General features: G+C 61.1%; 15 protein-coding genes and 1 tRNA gene. 2 read left to right on the top strand and 14 right to left on the bottom strand.

The annotated features are described in order from the left end of the window. Positions 1-14: 14 nt before the first annotated feature. The 8 genes from HPF_RS19010 to HPF_RS18980 all read right to left on the bottom strand — a co-directional run bounded on the left by HPF_RS19010 (position 15) and on the right by HPF_RS18980 (position 7,697). Positions 15-1,811, bottom strand: coding sequence for a GmrSD restriction endonuclease domain-containing protein (locus tag HPF_RS19010; protein ID WP_133157531.1), 1,797 nt, complete (start codon positions 1,809-1,811; stop codon positions 15-17). A 101-nt stretch (positions 1,812-1,912) separates the two neighbouring features. Continuing rightward, entirely contained in the window at positions 1,913-2,038 is a 126-nt protein-coding gene (locus HPF_RS24095; RefSeq protein ID WP_279512598.1) for a hypothetical protein, read from the bottom strand. Next, complete coding sequence (locus HPF_RS19005) at positions 2,035-2,814, bottom strand: hypothetical protein (RefSeq protein ID WP_133157530.1); 780 nt, start codon at positions 2,812-2,814, stop codon at positions 2,035-2,037. The genes HPF_RS24095 and HPF_RS19005 overlap by 4 nt, the downstream gene beginning before the upstream one ends. A gap of 17 nt (positions 2,815-2,831) precedes the next feature. Then, entirely contained in the window at positions 2,832-3,311 is a 480-nt protein-coding gene (locus HPF_RS19000; protein ID WP_133157529.1) for a DUF4411 family protein, read from the bottom strand. Beyond that, positions 3,298-4,452, bottom strand: coding sequence for an ImmA/IrrE family metallo-endopeptidase (locus HPF_RS18995; protein WP_133157528.1), 1,155 nt, complete (start codon positions 4,450-4,452; stop codon positions 3,298-3,300). The genes HPF_RS19000 and HPF_RS18995 overlap by 14 nt, the downstream gene beginning before the upstream one ends. Positions 4,453-4,484: 32 nt before the next feature. Next, positions 4,485-5,057 (bottom strand): hypothetical protein, encoded by a 573-nt coding sequence (locus tag HPF_RS18990; RefSeq protein WP_133157527.1) that lies wholly within the window; start codon positions 5,055-5,057, stop codon positions 4,485-4,487. A gap of 1 nt (position 5,058) precedes the next feature. Beyond that, entirely contained in the window at positions 5,059-6,243 is a 1,185-nt protein-coding gene (locus HPF_RS18985) for a restriction endonuclease subunit S (RefSeq protein WP_133157526.1), read from the bottom strand. After that, positions 6,243-7,697 (bottom strand): class I SAM-dependent DNA methyltransferase, encoded by a 1,455-nt coding sequence (locus HPF_RS18980; RefSeq protein ID WP_133157525.1) that lies wholly within the window; start codon positions 7,695-7,697, stop codon positions 6,243-6,245. Before HPF_RS18980 ends, HPF_RS18985 begins: the two co-directional genes overlap by 1 nt. Before the next feature lie 236 nt (positions 7,698-7,933). On the opposite strand from HPF_RS18980, the gene HPF_RS18975 reads away from it, so the two are divergent. After that, positions 7,934-8,542: an HD domain-containing protein gene (locus tag HPF_RS18975; protein ID WP_207959219.1), complete on the top strand. Its 609-nt coding sequence runs from the start codon at positions 7,934-7,936 to the stop codon at positions 8,540-8,542. Between the two features lie 23 nt (positions 8,543-8,565). On the opposite strand, the gene HPF_RS18970 is transcribed toward HPF_RS18975, so the two are convergent. From HPF_RS18970 to HPF_RS18950, 4 genes are all read right to left on the bottom strand, one after another. Continuing rightward, a complete protein-coding gene (locus tag HPF_RS18970; RefSeq protein ID WP_207959217.1) occupies positions 8,566-9,126 on the bottom strand; it encodes a hypothetical protein in 561 nt (186 codons plus the stop codon). Between the two features lie 742 nt (positions 9,127-9,868). Continuing rightward, positions 9,869-10,108 (bottom strand): helix-turn-helix transcriptional regulator, encoded by a 240-nt coding sequence (locus HPF_RS18960; protein WP_133157522.1) that lies wholly within the window; start codon positions 10,106-10,108, stop codon positions 9,869-9,871. A 333-nt stretch (positions 10,109-10,441) separates the two neighbouring features. Then, positions 10,442-11,665 (bottom strand): tyrosine-type recombinase/integrase, encoded by a 1,224-nt coding sequence (locus HPF_RS18955; protein ID WP_133157521.1) that lies wholly within the window; start codon positions 11,663-11,665, stop codon positions 10,442-10,444. Between the two features lie 173 nt (positions 11,666-11,838). Next, positions 11,839-11,930: transfer RNA gene (locus tag HPF_RS18950), tRNA-Ser, on the bottom strand. A 102-nt stretch (positions 11,931-12,032) separates the two neighbouring features. Between HPF_RS18950 and HPF_RS18945 the strand changes: the two genes are divergently transcribed. Next, positions 12,033-13,451, top strand: a complete 1,419-nt coding sequence (locus HPF_RS18945; RefSeq protein WP_127805332.1) for a sensor histidine kinase — start codon at positions 12,033-12,035, stop codon at positions 13,449-13,451. Position 13,452: 1 nt separating this feature from the next. Here HPF_RS18945 and HPF_RS18940 read toward each other — a convergent pair whose 3' ends face one another. Both HPF_RS18940 and HPF_RS18935 read right to left on the bottom strand, forming a co-directional pair. Continuing rightward, on the bottom strand, positions 13,453-14,046 hold the full coding sequence (locus tag HPF_RS18940) for a response regulator transcription factor (protein WP_079365478.1): 594 nt from the start codon (positions 14,044-14,046) through the stop codon (positions 13,453-13,455). Positions 14,047-14,258: 212 nt separating this feature from the next. Then, a complete protein-coding gene (locus HPF_RS18935) occupies positions 14,259-15,554 on the bottom strand; it encodes a tryptophan--tRNA ligase (RefSeq protein ID WP_066153291.1) in 1,296 nt (431 codons plus the stop codon). Between the last annotated feature and the right edge of the window lie 18 nt (positions 15,555-15,572).

Here is a 15,572-nt window from a genome sequence, read left to right as displayed (position 1 = left end):
TGACTCCCCAGTCATCACAGCCCTGCAAACCAAGTCTTGATCTTCTGCGCCATCAAGTGCCGGCGCATCTCAAGGAACCCGTAGTAGTCAGGTACGTCACCTGACAGCACGCCTGCTGGAATGCAGTTGGTCTCCAGGTTGGCTTCCAGTTCGTTCTTGTCCGTGATGCCGCCGTACTTTTTGGTCCCAAGTTCCACCTGTTGTCGCAGCTCGTCAAAGTAGACAAGGGGCGCCTTCGCACCGATGGCGATGTTGATCTCGCTTTGGGCGATCACGTAGTTGGCGATCTGGTTGTAGGACCCGCTGGTCAGGCCCTTTTCCTTGAGGTACTGCCTTGGGTAGACGTGGTGCACATCGGCCCGGTTCAGCAGCAGGTCCCGAACGGTGATGTCACGCGACAGGAAGCCTTTGTCGCCCAACTTGACCTGAGCAGCCTTGTAACAGAGGAAATACGGGCTCTTGATGGACGAGGTGTCCATGAACTGCGGCAGCATCCCGGTCCAGAAACTGTCTGGGAGTTCGTTGGGGATCACGGCATTCACGTAGTCCTTCACGCCTCGGCTGTCGATCTGGCGGATATCGAAGTCGAACTGTGACTCCGGCGAACCACTGTAGCGCCCACGCAGAACCGACATGGCGTACCAGCGCCGCACCAGTTGCTCCAGTTCTGCAGCAGGCACTCCTTCCTTACGGCCACGCAAGTAGATGATGTATGCGAAGTTCACCGCGTTCTGGCTGCTGATCAGGTCGCTGGTGATGAACCCTGCCGACCGCAGGATCATCGTGATGCGGTCGAAGTGCGTTTCGTTGATGAAGGCCAAGATGCCCCGCTTCAGCTTCTCGAATGATTCCTCCGCGATGGAATCTTCGTAGGCCTTGGTCTCGAAGTTCCGTCCCGAGAGCAGCGCCACCAAGTCCTGAAGCTTGCCGCGCCCAAACTCCGAGGTGAAGGCCACACGCAACATGTCGGTGTAGTCGGGGTCGTAGATGTCGTCGTTGACATCGCAGATCCACTTCATCTTCGGGTAGAACTCCGACTCCACAAAGGCCTTGTCGCCCTTTTCGATCTTGCCTTTGAACTCCGGGGCCACGGCCAAGTGGCAGAAGTAGTCGATGGCTTTGCGCAACACGTTGCCGCCGTAGGTCTCGTTCACCGCGATTTTTGACATGGCGAAATCGGCTTGCGACAGTGCCTTACCCGCCGAGTTCACGCGAATGAAGATCTCGGTCACGGTCTCGATGCTCAGGTCCTCCGCAAGCTCGATTACCCCCACATGGTTGTGCACGATGCCCCTCAGTCGCTCAATCACCTTGAATACCGCATCCTGTGAGCACTGCTTGTTGGCGTCACAGTAGGCCGCAACCAATTGGAACAGGCTGGTCTTGCTGTCGAATACGGTGGCCACGTCGGGCAGCCACGCAGGGTTTTTGCGAATGGCCGGGTTGGCCACCTCGAACTTCTCTTCCTGGGGGTTGAAGGCGATGCGGATCTGTACTGTCTCGTAGTCCTCGGTCAGCACCTCGGTGCCTAGTAAAGCCGCCATCAGCGCCGTTACGCGCTGCTGCCCATCAATCAGGATGCGCTTGCCCGCCGAAGCCGAACCATCCTTGAGCTTGACCGTCGGGTTGCGCCAGGCAATCAAGTAGCCCACCGGGTAGCCCTGATACAGCGAATCCAGCAGGTTGCGCACTTGGGTGGCTTCCCATACGAAGGGGCGCTGGATCTCTGGGATGGCGATCTCGCCTGACTTTACCCAGGTCAGCAGTGTTTCGATGGGATGTGGGGTGACGGAATAGCGTTGCGTGGACATGGTTCCTCCTGCGCTCTTTTCGTTTTGCCAGCGATCCAGTAAAACTGGATCAAAAAATGATGCGATCTGAAGTGATCGCAAGCCTTTGATTTATATGGTCTTCATTCTTCTTTCGTTCCTGAAGCCAGCCCAAGAATCAAAACCCAATCAAGAAAACACACCCAGAACGACACATAGCCCGGCCGGGTGAGCTTTCCCGACACACCACCCGGATCGGCTTTATTCATGGCTGAGAGTCGGTGGTCGTGAAGGTCGGTAGGACCTCGCCGTGAGTGTCCTTGTCCACGGGAACCGCCCCTTTAAACAGGCGATTGCCGATACAAAGGCCATCGTCCCAAATTGAGACCAGAATGTCTTCGTCATTCAGCCTCGCGGGAAGTGATGTGAGGTTCACTGCCGGGATTTGAATCTCTGAAACCCAGGTTTCACCCTTTGCGGGCATTGGCACGACCCAGTCCCTTCCGCTGAAAGTCAGTATCCGGCTATCAAAAGCGATCGTGACCATGTCTTCAGCAACAGCACCTTCCAGGTTTTTGCAGAGCTGCCGCAAGGCCTGACGCATCCAGGATCGTTCAACCCAGCACCGTGGGCGCCTTTCATAGCTGGCTGCCCGCTGCACCCAGGGAAGGGTGTCCAGGTGCTTGAGCCCTAGCAAAACAAACGCGGCTTGCTTCAACGAGAACGCAGTTTCGCGACTCGGGAGTTGCTTCTGCAAATGCCATGCAATCCAGGCTGCTCCCTGTTCAATCGATGAAACAGTGGTGGGCATGTCGAACTCAATGGAGGCAATGGTTCGCGGCGACCGGTATAGGCCCGTGAAGGCGACCACATCGACCAACATGAGATTGGGCATCCGGGCTGCAGACAACTTGAAGCTTCCGAGGTCAATGGACATGGCCGACCCGTCGTTTGGAAAAACGCTCTTGTCTGGCTGAAAACCAAAACTCTCCAGCGCCAACCAAGTCGAGATGGTTCCGTCAGGTTGGTGTTCGCCCTGGGCCATGTCCACGGTCACCGCGATCAGAACACCCGCTGAGACTTCTGGATGTACTCCAGGAAGTTCATGGTGGTTACCCCTACGGCTGCCATGTCGCAAACGGCGGGGATCTTGTACTTGCGTGTGTCGATCTGAGCACCAAACTGCCGAGCCTCGTTCGTGATCAGCTCGGCCCCGTGCACCTTTGCGACCGCGATGATGAACAGGTCGTTTTCATCCACGCCCTTCGGGTGGTACTGGTCATTCACCACCCCAATCGCATCCTTGATCGCCATGGCGGCCATCAATGCGGCCTCGCTGATCGGCAGCCTCAGCACTTCGGTGTTCTTTAGCCACTGCGCGCATTCAGGCAACTTGTGTCCGACCTCTTCCAGCGCCACCACCGGGATGGCCAGCTCAAGCGTCTTCAGCTCGTTGGCCAGCCAGCTCCAAAGCCCCGGAAACTGAGCCGGGGGGTAGTTGTCCCACGCGTAAATGATGGCTGAGGCGTCAAGCACCCGCATAGTGCCGCTCCAGCTCATGCACATCGGCAATCTTCAAGCCGTCCAGATAGCCACTGGCCTTGGACAGCGTGATGCGCCGAGCGCTGAGGGAGTTCAGCACGGTGCGCACATACCGATCACCAAAAATGTGTTTTGGCTCGCGATGTCGGTATTTGCGCGTGCCTCCCTCGTCTTTCATGTTGTTGCCGGCTTCCAGGCTCCAGGCTCTGTAGGCCTGGTAGGTTGCCTGCGGCAAACGCCCCACCGCCAGCAGGCGGCGCAAGATCACTTCGGCACTCACGCCCCAGGCATTGCGCTGGGGTTTAAGCCACTCGTTGAAGCCCGCCACATCGTCGGGGCGATCTGCATCGCTGATACTTGCCAGGAAATGGTCGGGCACCAGCACCAGCCCGGCGAACAGATTGGCTTCCTGCTCACGTCCTTGGGTGGAGCGCAGGTCGGCCTCGTCGTCGATCCAGCTCGCCTTGTGCAGCAGCACATGGGCCAGTTCGTGCATCAGGGTGAAGGCCTGCGGCGCGTCCGAGGCCATTTTTTTCACCACGATGACGGGGCACTGCGGGTCGTACAGCGCGAAACCCGCCACAGGGCTTTCTTTGGCAATCTGCCAGGGACCGTTGTAGCCGTTGGTGCGAAACACCAGGATGCCTTTAGCCTCCACGGCCTTGCGGTAGCTCTCAAAGTCGTTCTTGCCTTCGCCCAGCTCCAGCCACAGCCGTGTGGCCCTGGCAGCCGCTGCCACGTTTCCTGCTGGCAGTTCAGGCGCCTCAAACGGCGACCAGAGCGCATCGTCCAGGTCTTCGCGAAGACTGAGGAACAAGGCCCTTTGACGCTCCACCCGCTCGATCAGCAGCCGCAGACGCTGCGACAGCTCAGGCTTTTGCTGTGCCAGGGTACGGAACTGCGGTGTGTGCACCTGTTCCGCTGCCACCGGACCAGCTTCAAGGAAGAACAGCACGCCCCGGCCGAAATGCTCGGCCAGCTTGCGCAACTGGTTGAAGGTCAGTCCCGCTTCGTCAGTCCAGAACGCTTCCCAGCGGTCGGCCGACATGTCCAGCACGCCCGCCAGTTCGCCTGGCGCCATGCCCTGCTCGGCACAGCACCATTCGATGCGTTCGCGGTTGACGGCGTGGATACGGTCCATGAAACCATTCTATAGACGCAGCCCTACCCTGGTCAGAGGTCCAGCCCGTGCACGGTGCCGTCAACACCCACCGTCACGATATGGATGCCCAATCGGGCGATCAGGGGTGCCCGACGCCATCGGTCGGCCAGTTTGACAAAGCGCTCTCCGTGCGGCACCGCAACGACCAGCACGGCGTTGGCCGGCACCTCCTCCAGCGTCAGCAACTGGCCTAGGGCCTCCCGCATCAACTTGTATTCGGCGCTCGACTTTGACGGGCTCAGGCTGCCCTTCTTGGCCTCCACGATCAGCGGCCTTTGATCGGCCAGAGTCGTGGTCACATCACCCAGACCGGGGCTGGAATGAACCTCAATGGCGTGCTCGAAGCCGGCAGCCAGGTAGCGGCCTTGCCAACGCTGGCCCGGCTCCGAGCGCAGCCAACCGTGACGGGACAAGAACGAGGGCACTTCGAAGTGCTGCTGGTCGCCAACGCGAATCTGGGCACCGTCCAAGGCGACCGATACGTCGGCATGGGCCAGACCTGACCGGATTAGGTGCAGGGCCAGCAGCAGACTGACCTCTGCCTCTGCCATCGCGTCCCGACCTGCGCTGCTGTACGAGACCATGTCATAGCTGGCCGCTGAAGGCCTGATGCAACAGCGACTTTTTGAGTTCGTCGAGGGCGGCGAGTTTGCGTTCGTATATCGCCCTAAGAGACTCCGTCTCATCAGAAAGAGCATCGAGCTTGCCAACAATTCGATGTTGCTCAGTAAGGGACCCAGGGAAAGAGATTTTGATTCCCTTCAGCAAGCTCGCTTTGATGCCCTGCACGGTCGCACCGGTGCCCTTTTCACGAATGCGTTGCTGGATGGGCGGCGACAACAGCATGTACTTCAAAAAAGTACTGTCCAAACTTCTTGGATCAGGCTGCATGATGATGATCCGCTGCGCAAACACGACCTTCTCCGAGGTGTCGAGCTGTGCCACGTTTGCCAATGGTGCTTCGGTGGTGAACAGCACATCGCCCAATTTCGGGATGCCTCGCGTCATCCAGCCATCGTAGGACTCTGGTGCGACAAACTCTTCGGGCGCTCTTTGGAGAAAGCCCATCTTCACGTTCTTGGCCGTGATAAGGCGCAAACCACTGTTCGTTTTTACTGGTGTCTTCCCACGGTAGTCGATAAAGCGAATGCACTCGCCTACTGTGGAATCGAGCCAGTTGCTCCCCCGCTCAGTGAACACCGAATGCAAGTAGCCGTCGAACAACTCGCGGGCGTTCTGCAGGTTCTTCTCGGCGTTGGCCTTGGCGGTGGCGATGCCCTCGAACGCTTCGTCGAGGATTGCGACGATGCGGTGCTGTTCCTGCACCGAAGGAAAGCTAAAAAGCACCTCCTTGAGCTTGCCGCCTGAAAGCTCTTTGAAGGTCGCGCCCGTGCCCAAGCTGTCCAGCAATGGGACATTTGCCAGTAGAAAGTAGTAGGCAAATTTTGTGTCGACACCCGACAAAGGAACCAAGCCCTTGCAGCCCTGGTTGAACGCCATCGGCACTTCATTGACTACCAAATGGCCTATGGGCGCGCGAGTCGACAAGATGATGGAGTTCGCTGGCACCAGCTCTGCACCAACTCGTAGCCCCTCATCGGTCAGCGTTCTGCGGCTCGCGGACAGGTAGGGCGAAGGCAGTCCCCCCATTTCGGCCGGTGTGATCCAGTGGTGCTGTCCATCCCAATAGGCTGGAACGCCAGTCTTGGGCGTTCCGCCATTGACAACTCGAAAGACCTCGCCAATGGGCTTTGTTTGCCAACCAGACATCACGCCACCAACCCCCGAATCACCGCCAGCACCTCGGCACTCTCAGCATCCAGCGCCGCGATCTCGTCCAGGATGTCGGCGGGCGTGCGCAGCGCCACCACCTCGCCGCCGTCTGGGTTCTTAACCGACAAATCCCAGGTACTGGCATCAATCCCCGCCACGTCCACGCTCCAGCTCTTGGGCGAAGTGGCGGCGGTGGCCTGCAGCGCCACGAACTCAGCCAGGTCTGCATCGTTCAGCGGGTTGGTCTTGCCTAAGCTGCGGCCGGGGTCGAGCTGGTAGTACCAGACCCGCTGCGTGGGCTCGCCCTTGGTAAAGAACAGCACCACGGTCTTGACGCCCGCACCCTGGAAGGTGCCGCCGGGGCAGTCCAGCACCGTGTGCAGGTTGCAGCTTTCCAGCAGCAGCTTGCGCAGGCTGACGCTGGCGTTGTCGGTGTTGCTCAGGAAGGTGTTCTTGATGACGATGGCCGCCCGACCACCCGCTCGCAGGCTCTTGATGAAGTGCTGCATGAACAGGAACGCGGTTTCCCCGGTCTTGATGGGGAAGTTCTGCTGCACCTCTTTGCGCTCTTTGCCACCAAAGGGCGGGTTGGCGAGGATCACGTCGTAGCGGTCACGCTCCTGGATGTCGTTGATGTTTTCGCCCAGTGTGTTGGTGTGCACGATGTTGGGCGCCTCGATGCCGTGCAGGATCATGTTCATGATCCCGATGACATAGGCCAGACTCTTCTTTTCCTTGCCGTAGAAGGTGCGCTTCTGCAGCGTTTCCAGGTCGTCGGCCTTGGTGGCCTGCGGGGCCAGGTAGTCGTAGGCCTCGCACAGGAAGCCGGCCGAGCCGCAGGCACCGTCGTAGATGCGCTCGCCGATGCGGGGCTTGAGCACCTGGATCATGGCGCGGATGAGCGGGCGCGGTGTGTAGTACTCGCCGCCGTTGCGCCCGGCGTTGCCCATGTTCTTGATCTTGACTTCGTACAGGTGGGACAGCTCGTGTTTTTCAGCCTGCGAGCGGAAGCGCAGTTCGTCCACCAGGTCGATCACATCGCGCAGGTTGTAGCCGCTCTGGACCTTGTTCTTGATCTCGCTGAAGACCTCGCCGATCTTGTATTCGATGGTCTGCGGACCGCTGGCGCGCTGCTTGAAGCCGGCCAGGTAGGGGAACAGCCGGTTGTTGACCATATCGCGCAGGTCATCGCCGGTAGCGGCCGCGTTGTGGTCGATCTTGCCGTCCGCCCCCTTGGGCGCGGCCCACTGACTCCAGCGGAAGGGCTCGGCCAGCAGGTATTCGTAGGGCCGGCCTTCCAGCTCGGCTTCCATGGCCTTGTCGGCCTCCAGCGCGTCCAGGTACTTGAGGAACAGCAGCCAGCTCGATTGCTCGGTGTAGTCCAGCTCGCTGGTGCAGCCTGCGTCCTTGTGCAGGATGTCGTCGATGTTCTTGAAGGTCTGTTCAAACATGCGGGTCTGTTGTTCTTGAGGCGCGACGGCGCTCCCTGGCGGAAGGTTACACGACGAATCTGACCGTTCTGACGCGGGTTTGTGCGCCCTGTCGGGCTGGTAAAATTTGCCCGTGGCCCGCGAGCTCTCGCCCTGTTCTGCCACGCTTTCCCCTTCTGATTGTTTCCCGGCCGGCTGCGATAGCCAGGTTCGCGGTCGGTCATGCCCTGAAGTCCTGGCGTGAGGAAGATCTGCGCATGAACATCGCTGAAACACCCCTGCTGTCCCCGCGGTTTGCCCTGGCCCTGCAGTTCGCCAATCAGATCCACGCCACCCAGGTTCGCAAAGGACTTGGGGCGCCGTACATCTCGCACCTGATGGCCGTCAGTGCCCAGGTGCTGGAATACGGTGGCGACGAAGACCAAGCCATCGCCGCGCTGCTGCACGACGCGGCTGAGGACTGCGGTGGTCGGCCCATGCTGGAAACCGTGCGGGTCATGTTCGGTGAGGATGTGGCCGCCATCGTCGAGTGCTGTACCGACACCTTCGAGGACCCGAAACCCGCCTGGCGACCCCGCAAGGAGGCGTACATCGAGCGCATGAAACACGAGCCGGCGCGCGCTCGGTTGGTGGTGACATCGGACAAGCTGCACAACCTGAGCAACACGCTGCGCGACATCCGGGCACAGGGGGCGAAACCCTGGCGTGAAGCCATGGCCCAGACTCCGAATGGAGCGGCTGAGAAGCAGCTTTGGTACTACCAGGGTTGTCGGGCTGCATTGGCGACGGGCTGGGCGCATTCTCTGCTCGCCGAGTTTTCGCGGGCGGTGGATGAGCTTGAGCAACTTGTCGGCACCCCTGCCTGATTTCGGGTCTTGCACGACCGAGGTCATTTGATCTTTTTCAGCCGTTTGTTGATCAGCCCAAGTGATCGCCCGATGCCTGCGAATGCCTGCATGGAGTGGCGGTTGTGCTGGTCAAGCAGTCGGTAGTACGTGCTCAGGTGCATGCCCTTGGGGCGTTCTCCTTGAGGGTTCAGGACGCCTCTCGGCCAACCCAGTCGGTCACGGACCTTGTTGGCTCGCCGTGCGGCCAGGTCCTCCTGGGTTTCTCGCTGACTTCGGTAGGCCAGTTGGAAGCAGTGCCGGCACGCATACCTGCCGCGGCCGCTGTAGAGCAGGGCGACCCTGCGTCCGCAGCCGGGGCAGAACCACCAGGGCCTCCGACCTCCGAAATGGCAGTCTGACCAATCGAGCATCACTGTGTTCACGCAATCGGTCCAGGGGCCACCGCGCCAGCTTTGCCGATAGCAGAGCTGCACGTGGTTTTCCTCGACAGTGATCAGGATGCTTCCGACTTCTCGGCCTCGATGGGTCCAGGTCCTGCCGAATGTGTTGCCGGCAATCAGGAGCCCTTCGCGATGCAGCCGCCTCACGTCGAGTGAGCGCATGTCATCGGTGCATGTCTTTCCGCCACTTCGGCCGCTGTTCGGTCCGCCCATCGTCAAGTTCTCCCGCGTTTTGATATTCCGAAATCAATAGGAAATTTTGCGCTGGTCACCAGTGGCTTCCGTGGTCTGTGCTGGTGCCAGCACTCAGTGAATTGCAGAGAATGGTTTCTCTAGATGGTCACCGTCTGACGGTGTAGGGCCAGTCCGAGAAACAGGGGCTATAGCACCGTGAGACGGTGTAGAGGGTGAAACCGCTGCACCGTGAGACGGTGCTATGGGCGGCTTGCCTGCACCGTGAGACGGTGTAAGGGGTGCGATTTTCAGGGGGTCCATTGCGCGGTACATACCCCGTTGAAAGGTCTCAAATGCCCCGTAGTCGAACTTTGGGTTGCGTTCCAGCCTCTGCCAGGTGACCGCATACCAACTCGCCTTGTTGGGGCGGTGTCCCATCACCGTTTGATGAACCAGCCCGGCGTTGATCAGGTCCTTCAAGGCTCGCGTGATCACGTCGTTGCTCGACCAGCCGCGTGGTTTCAGGTAAGCCCCAGAGGCGCGCATGCACCCGTTGTTGTTGCCGGTGAGTTGCCTGGCGATCTCCATGAGCAGTGCCTTTGCTGGAAGCCCCAAGCCTTTGTAGGCGGAGCTGTCCAGCACACTCCAAGGCAATGCAACGAATCCACCCGGATCTCGGTCGGTGTTGATCCGTTTTCGCCCCTGGCGTCCATTGGCCATGGCAAATGACTCACTGGGCCAGTTGGCGCTGCGATTGCCAGACGGCGATGTCCGACTCGCGCCACGCCACTGCGCGCACAGACAGCCGTATGCAGGCGGGGAACGTTCCGGCTTTCATGCCGGCGTAGAGGCTGGACTTTTTCAAGCCGGTCAGACGCTCGACTTCTGGCAGGCGAAGCAGCAGCTCGGGCTTGCCGCGTAGTTCGTTGGGGTTTGCTTGCACTTGTTGCGCTCCAAGGTGAATGGACATGGCGCAATGATGCGATGCTTGGTACGAAGCCTTGTGCAGCGGAGACGGCAAAACGGCGCTCCGGACTGGAAAATCAACGACTTGCCACCGGTTTGGAGGCAAGCGGTCGTACAGCTTTCGCACGTAGGGGGCTGCAAAAAAAACCTGCAAAATCAACTGCTTATGTCTGATTGCGCAGTTGAAAAACTGAATGTCGGAGCATTCGACGAACTTGTAGTAGTCGGCGTAGTTGTTGTCGATTGCCTTGTGGTTGTAGCGGCCCTCGCTATCCGTCTACTTCTCGCAGTGCTACTACTCGTCGAGCATGTCGTGCTGGTGCGTACACCATTCGTCTCAAGCTTGGCGATTTCGTAGCGTGATGACTTCCGCACCCTTTCTCATGCTGTCTAGATGTTTCGCCCAGTCGTTCATCATTGCGCGGCGCTCCTTCAGGTAGGTGGCATGGTTGTAGGCAGCGGCCACCTGGTCGCGTTCCTGGTGCGCCAGTTGCAGTTCGATCACGTGGTGCGGGTAGCCCTGCTCATGCAGGATGGTCGAAGCCAGCCCCCGGAAGCCGTGGCCAGTCATTCGGCCGGCGTAGCCCATGCGCTTGAGAGCAGCCAAGATCGTGTTGTTGGACATGGGCCGCTCGTGGTCGCGTTCACCGGGGAACAGCAGGGCGCGGCCACCCGATACGGTTTGCAGGGCCTGCAGCACTTCCACTGCCTGCGGGGCCAAGGGCACGATGTGTGGGGTCCGCATCTTCATGCGTTCGGCCGGGATGCGCCATTCCGCCGCCTCCAGGTCGAACTCTGACCAGCGGGCGCCGATCAGCTCGCCCGTGCGCACAAAGGTAAGGGCCATCAGCTTCATGGCCAGCCGGGTGTAGGGGCTGCCTTGGTACGCCTCGATCTTGCGCAGCAGCTCGGGCACGTCCTTCGCGTCCAGCCTGGCGTAGTTCTCTTTCTGGCGTGGCTTGAGGGCGTCGGACGGGCGCACGTCGGCGGCCGGGTTGCGTTCGATCACGCCATGCGCCACCGCGTACCGCATGATCTGACCGCAGGTCTGCAGGGACCGCTTTGCAATGTCCAGGGCGCCCCGTGCTTCGATGCCCTTTGCCATGGCCAGCAACTGCGGGGCCGTGATGCTGGCCACCGGCCGGGCACCGATGGCGGGGAACACATCGGCTTCCAGGCGCCGAATCACATAGTCCGCGTGGCGTGGGCTGCGTGGCCCCTTCCAGTGCGCCCACCACTGCCGGGCCACGGCCTCGAAGGTGGTAGCGTCCATCAGGGCGCGTTTCAGCTTCGCCTCTCGCTTGAGCTGACCAGGGTCTTCACCAGTGGCCAGGGCGTCGCGAGCCTTGTCCCGGCGCTTGCGGGCTTCGGCCAGTGTGACGTCGGGGTACACCCCCAGGGCCAGGCGCTTTTCCTTGCCGGCGTGGCGGTACTTCATGCGCCAGTACTTGCCACCCGCTGCCGTGACTTCCAGGTACATGCCCAGGCCATCGGCCAGGCGGGTGTAAGGCTTGCTGGGGGCACAAGTGGCCCGGTCGCATTCAAGCTTTGTAAGGGGCATGGGGGCATTTTTGCTGGGGGCATCGGAAAACGCCGATTCGTGCCCCCAAATATGCCCCCGGTTGTGCCCGGCTGTAAATGGACGCTGTTGAACGTCCACAAACGAAAAAGCCCCGCAGTGCGGGGCTTTTCGGGGTGTTTCTGTACTTCTGTGGAAGTCCTGAAACCTATCTGTGGCGGAGAAGGAGGGATTCGAACCCTCGGTACAGGAGAACCTGTACGCCGGATTTCGAATCCGGTGCATTCGACCACTCTGCCACCTCTCCGCGGTCAAGCCCTGCATTCTAGCAGCAGCTTGGGTGTCGCTTTTTCCGCGACTCACCGACCCGGGCGCGGTGCGACAATGCCACCCACCCAGAGCGCATCACATGCTTGTCGACACCCAGCCCGCCACCTACCAGCACGTACCGGCCACCGCCGAGGTGCGAGACCAGTGGGTGAATTCACGGTTGATTGCCGTGCTCATGGACAACGTGATGCCCACCCTCGGGGCCGCCCTCATGGCCATTCCCCTGGTGGTCTTCATGCTGTGGAACGAGGTCAACCTGTTCGTGCTCCTGGGCTGGGTGATCGCGCTGCTCTTCATGATCGGGTTCCGCTACCGCATGCTGGGCGTCTACCGCCTCAAGTTTGACATTCAGGAAGGCTCGCGGCGCAAGACCTTCATCAGGCGCTACCAGTGGTCCTGGGTGGCCATCGCCTTCCTCTGGGCCAGTGTCGTGCCAATGAGCTACGGACGATCGGGTGTCGGGGTGCAGTTCATCTGCGGGATGCTGGTGATGGGCCAGGGACTGATTTCGCTGGTTTCGTTCAGCCCCTATCTGCCCGTGTTCCGCGTCTACGCCAACACCGTGGTGCTGGTGGTTGCGGGCGCTCTGGTCGCGGCGCCTTTCACGGTGTCCCAGCAGTCGCCCAATGCGATGCCCATTGACACCAGCGCGGGTCTGCTGGTCTTGCTGGTGCTGTTCTGGTGGTTGCTGATGTCTGCCGGCAAACGCCTCAACGAGGTCTACCGTTCCAGCTTCGAGCTCCAGTTTTCAAACCAGGAGCTGATCGACTCCCTGACGCAGCAAACCCGGGCTTCCCTGCGCGCCGTGGCAACCAAGAACCGCTTCCTGGCCTCTGCCGCACACGACCTGCGCCAGCCGGTGCATGCGCTCAGCCTGTACGCCGACTGGCTGGCCACCGAGCCGGAGATGGCGCGCGACATCTCACCGCGCATCCTGCAGTCCACCCGGGCGATCAACGAGCTGTTCGACTCGCTGTTCGACCTCACACGCATCGACGCAGGCAACTACAAGGTGCGGCTCCAGCACGTGAATGTCCAGCAATTGTTCGCCGATCTGTCGCTGCAATTCGCACCGGTTGCTGCGGGCAAGTCGATCCGGTTGCGCACCCACACCCGTCCTGCCGTGATCTGGGCCGATCCTGTGGTGTTGCGGCGCATCCTGGGCAACCTGCTGTCCAATGCCCTCAAGCACACGAGCAAGGGGGGCGTGTTGCTGGGCCTGCGCTACCGCGAGGACATGCTGCTGTTCGAGGTGTGGGACACCGGTGTGGGCATCGCCCGCGAGCACCAGCAGGCCATCTTCCAGGAGTTCTTCCGGGTTTCGCAGCACCATGGCACCGAGGACAGCCTGGGTCTGGGGCTCACCATCGTCTCCAAGCTGGCGACGATGATGGGTTACCAGCTGGCCCTTTCCTCCGAGGCCAACCGGGGCAGCGTGTTCCGGGTGATGATCCCGCTCTACACCCAGCAGCAGGGTGTGCCGGACGTGCCGACCTGAATCACATGTCCAGAAGGCCGGCGGTACGGGCGAGGTGGCTGGCCTGCGAGCGGCTCTTGACGTTCAGGCGGCGGAACAGGCGCCACAGGTGCACCTTGACCGTGTGCTCGCTGATCTGCAGCTGCTCGGCGATGTCGCGGTTGGACAGACCCCGGTCGAGCATGACCAGCAACTGTTTCTGGCGCTTGGATAGCTTCTCGGGAATCGTCGGGGCGTTCTCGTCTTCCGGCTCATCGGCCAGAAATTCGCGCAGCACGCGACCGATCTGCGCCGCTCCGGCCGACTTCTCCACATAGGCGTCGGCGCCGGCTTCGCGGGCCAGGTCCTCGTAGTCGGAAGCCGGGGAAGCCGAGAGCACGATGAGCGAGGTGTCGGGCAGCATCTGGCGGATTTCCCGCACACCCGACACACCATGGGTGTCGGGCAGCTTGAGGTCCAGGCACACCAGTTCGGGCTCGCCGTGTTCGGCGATGGCACGGCTGACGGTCGCCAGACGCTCCAGTTCAATCACCTGGGTCGAGGTCCGCAGGCGGCGAAGCAGCATGACGACGGCCTCGCGCATCAGGGGATGGTCGTCAATGACAAAGATACTCATGGCAAATGCGGTAGGAATAGGTGCTTCGAGGATCCAGCATATAGATATCGACGGTACTTGGCGATACCAATTTGCGCCCCGTTGCAGTCCTTGTTTTTAGTTTTCCCCGGCTCAAGGCGCTGTACGTGAAACTCCAGTCCTCATGCTGCATTGTCTCACCGGGGTCATTTCATGGGGAAAGACGAGGGTTGGATGGGCGGCCAAACCCGGACTCAGGTCACGGTTGCCGCGAAATGCTGCAGGGCCGAGGCGACCTCGGAGGGGCTCCCGGTCACCGACAGCCGGTCCTGAAGAGCCCCAAGTGCGGCCTCTCCCTGCGATTGCAACTGCCGGATGGCGTCCGCCGCGTCCCTCGGAGCCGGGAAACCGGCGCTCTGGATCAGCAGTTTGCCTTGTGCGTCGACCAGCTTGAAGTAGAACTGTCCGTCTTTTTCGCGGTACTGCTTGAAGGCTGGCGCAGCCGCCTTGGTCGCCTTGGTGGTCGATCCGCTGGGCAGATCCGCCAGCGAGCGCAGGCCCACCGCGTGGCGCAGCCGGGCGGTGAATGGCGTCGCGATGGCACGGGCCTTCTCGGCACCCGCCTTGAGGGTCTTCTCAATCTGTGCCGGGTTCTGGATGAGGGCGTCGTAGACCTCGCGCATCGGCGCGATCTCGCGCTCCAGCCGGTCGAACAGCACCTGCTTGGCTTCCCCCCAGGCGATGCCGTCGGCGTAGGCCTGGGCGAGGGCTGCGGTTTCTTCGGCGCTGGCGAAGGCCTGGTAGAGCTGGAACAGGGCCGAGCCTGCTGTGTCCTTGGGCTCGCCCGGCGCCCGCGAGTCGGTCAGGATGCCCATGATGAGCTTGCGCAACTGCTCCTTCGGGGCGAACAGCGGAATCGTGTTGTCGTAGCTCTTGCTCATCTTGCGGCCGTCCAGGCCGGGCAGCAGGGCCACATGGTCCTCGGTCACCGCTTCTGGCAGCGTGAAGTGCTCGCCATAGAGGTGGTTGAAGCTGGAGGCGATGTCGCGCGCCATCTCGATGTGCTGGATCTGGTCGCGGCCCACCGGCACCTGGTGGGCGTTGAACATCAGGATGTCGGCCGCCATCAGCACCGGGTACATGAACAGGCCGGCGGTCACGCCCGCATCCGGGTCCTCGCCGGCTGCGTGGTTCTTGTCGACCGAAGCCTTGTAGGCATGGGCGCGGTTGAGCAGACCCTTGCCCGTGACACAGGTCAGCAGCCAGGTCAGCTCCGGAATCTCGGGGATGTCGGACTGGCGGTAAAAGGTCACCTTCTCGGGGTCCAGGCCGCAGGCCAGCCAGGTAGCCGCGATCTCCAGCGTGGAGCGCTGCACGCGTTCCGGGTCGCCGCCAGTCTTGATGAGCGCGTGGTAGTCGGCCAGGAAGTAGAAATTCTGGGTGTCGGGCAGGCGGCTGGCGCGCACCGTGGGGCGCACGGCGCCGACGTAGTTGCCAAGGTGGGGAGTGCCGGACGTGGTGATGCCGGTCAGGACGCGTTGGAGGCTCATGGACAGTCGGGGAAAAAA

This window comes from Hydrogenophaga pseudoflava, assembly GCF_004353865.1.
In the GTDB taxonomy this organism is placed as follows: domain Bacteria; phylum Pseudomonadota; class Gammaproteobacteria; order Burkholderiales; family Burkholderiaceae_C; genus Hydrogenophaga; species Hydrogenophaga pseudoflava.
This window is presented reverse-complemented; position numbering and strand designations above follow the sequence as displayed.

Bases quoted from the DNA above. Each gene is read 5' to 3' on its own strand.
- HPF_RS19000 (WP_133157529.1), bottom strand. From the start codon at position 3,311: ATGCGGGTGCTTGACGCCTCAGCCATCATTTACGCGTGGGACAACTAC.
- HPF_RS18980 (WP_133157525.1), bottom strand. From the start codon at position 7,697: ATGTTTGAACAGACCTTCAAGAACATCGACGACATCCTGCACAAGGAC.
- HPF_RS18990 (WP_133157527.1), bottom strand. From the start codon at position 5,057: ATGGTCTCGTACAGCAGCGCAGGTCGGGACGCGATGGCAGAGGCAGAG.
- HPF_RS18970 (WP_207959217.1), bottom strand. From the start codon at position 9,126: ATGCGCTCACTCGACGTGAGGCGGCTGCATCGCGAAGGGCTCCTGATT.
- HPF_RS18985 (WP_133157526.1), bottom strand. From the start codon at position 6,243: ATGTCTGGTTGGCAAACAAAGCCCATTGGCGAGGTCTTTCGAGTTGTC.
- HPF_RS19005 (WP_133157530.1), bottom strand. From the start codon at position 2,814: ATGGCCCAGGGCGAACACCAACCTGACGGAACCATCTCGACTTGGTTG.
- HPF_RS18995 (WP_133157528.1), bottom strand. From the start codon at position 4,452: ATGGACCGTATCCACGCCGTCAACCGCGAACGCATCGAATGGTGCTGT.
- HPF_RS24095 (WP_279512598.1), bottom strand. From the start codon at position 2,038: ATGAATAAAGCCGATCCGGGTGGTGTGTCGGGAAAGCTCACCCGGCCG.
- HPF_RS18940 (WP_079365478.1), bottom strand. From the start codon at position 14,046: ATGAGTATCTTTGTCATTGACGACCATCCCCTGATGCGCGAGGCCGTC.
- HPF_RS18935 (WP_066153291.1), bottom strand. From the start codon at position 15,554: ATGAGCCTCCAACGCGTCCTGACCGGCATCACCACGTCCGGCACTCCC.
- HPF_RS18945 (WP_127805332.1), top strand. From the start codon at position 12,033: ATGCTTGTCGACACCCAGCCCGCCACCTACCAGCACGTACCGGCCACC.
- HPF_RS18955 (WP_133157521.1), bottom strand. From the start codon at position 11,665: ATGCCCCTTACAAAGCTTGAATGCGACCGGGCCACTTGTGCCCCCAGC.
- HPF_RS18975 (WP_207959219.1), top strand. From the start codon at position 7,934: ATGAACATCGCTGAAACACCCCTGCTGTCCCCGCGGTTTGCCCTGGCC.
- HPF_RS18960 (WP_133157522.1), bottom strand. From the start codon at position 10,108: ATGTCCATTCACCTTGGAGCGCAACAAGTGCAAGCAAACCCCAACGAA.
- HPF_RS19010 (WP_133157531.1), bottom strand. From the start codon at position 1,811: ATGTCCACGCAACGCTATTCCGTCACCCCACATCCCATCGAAACACTG.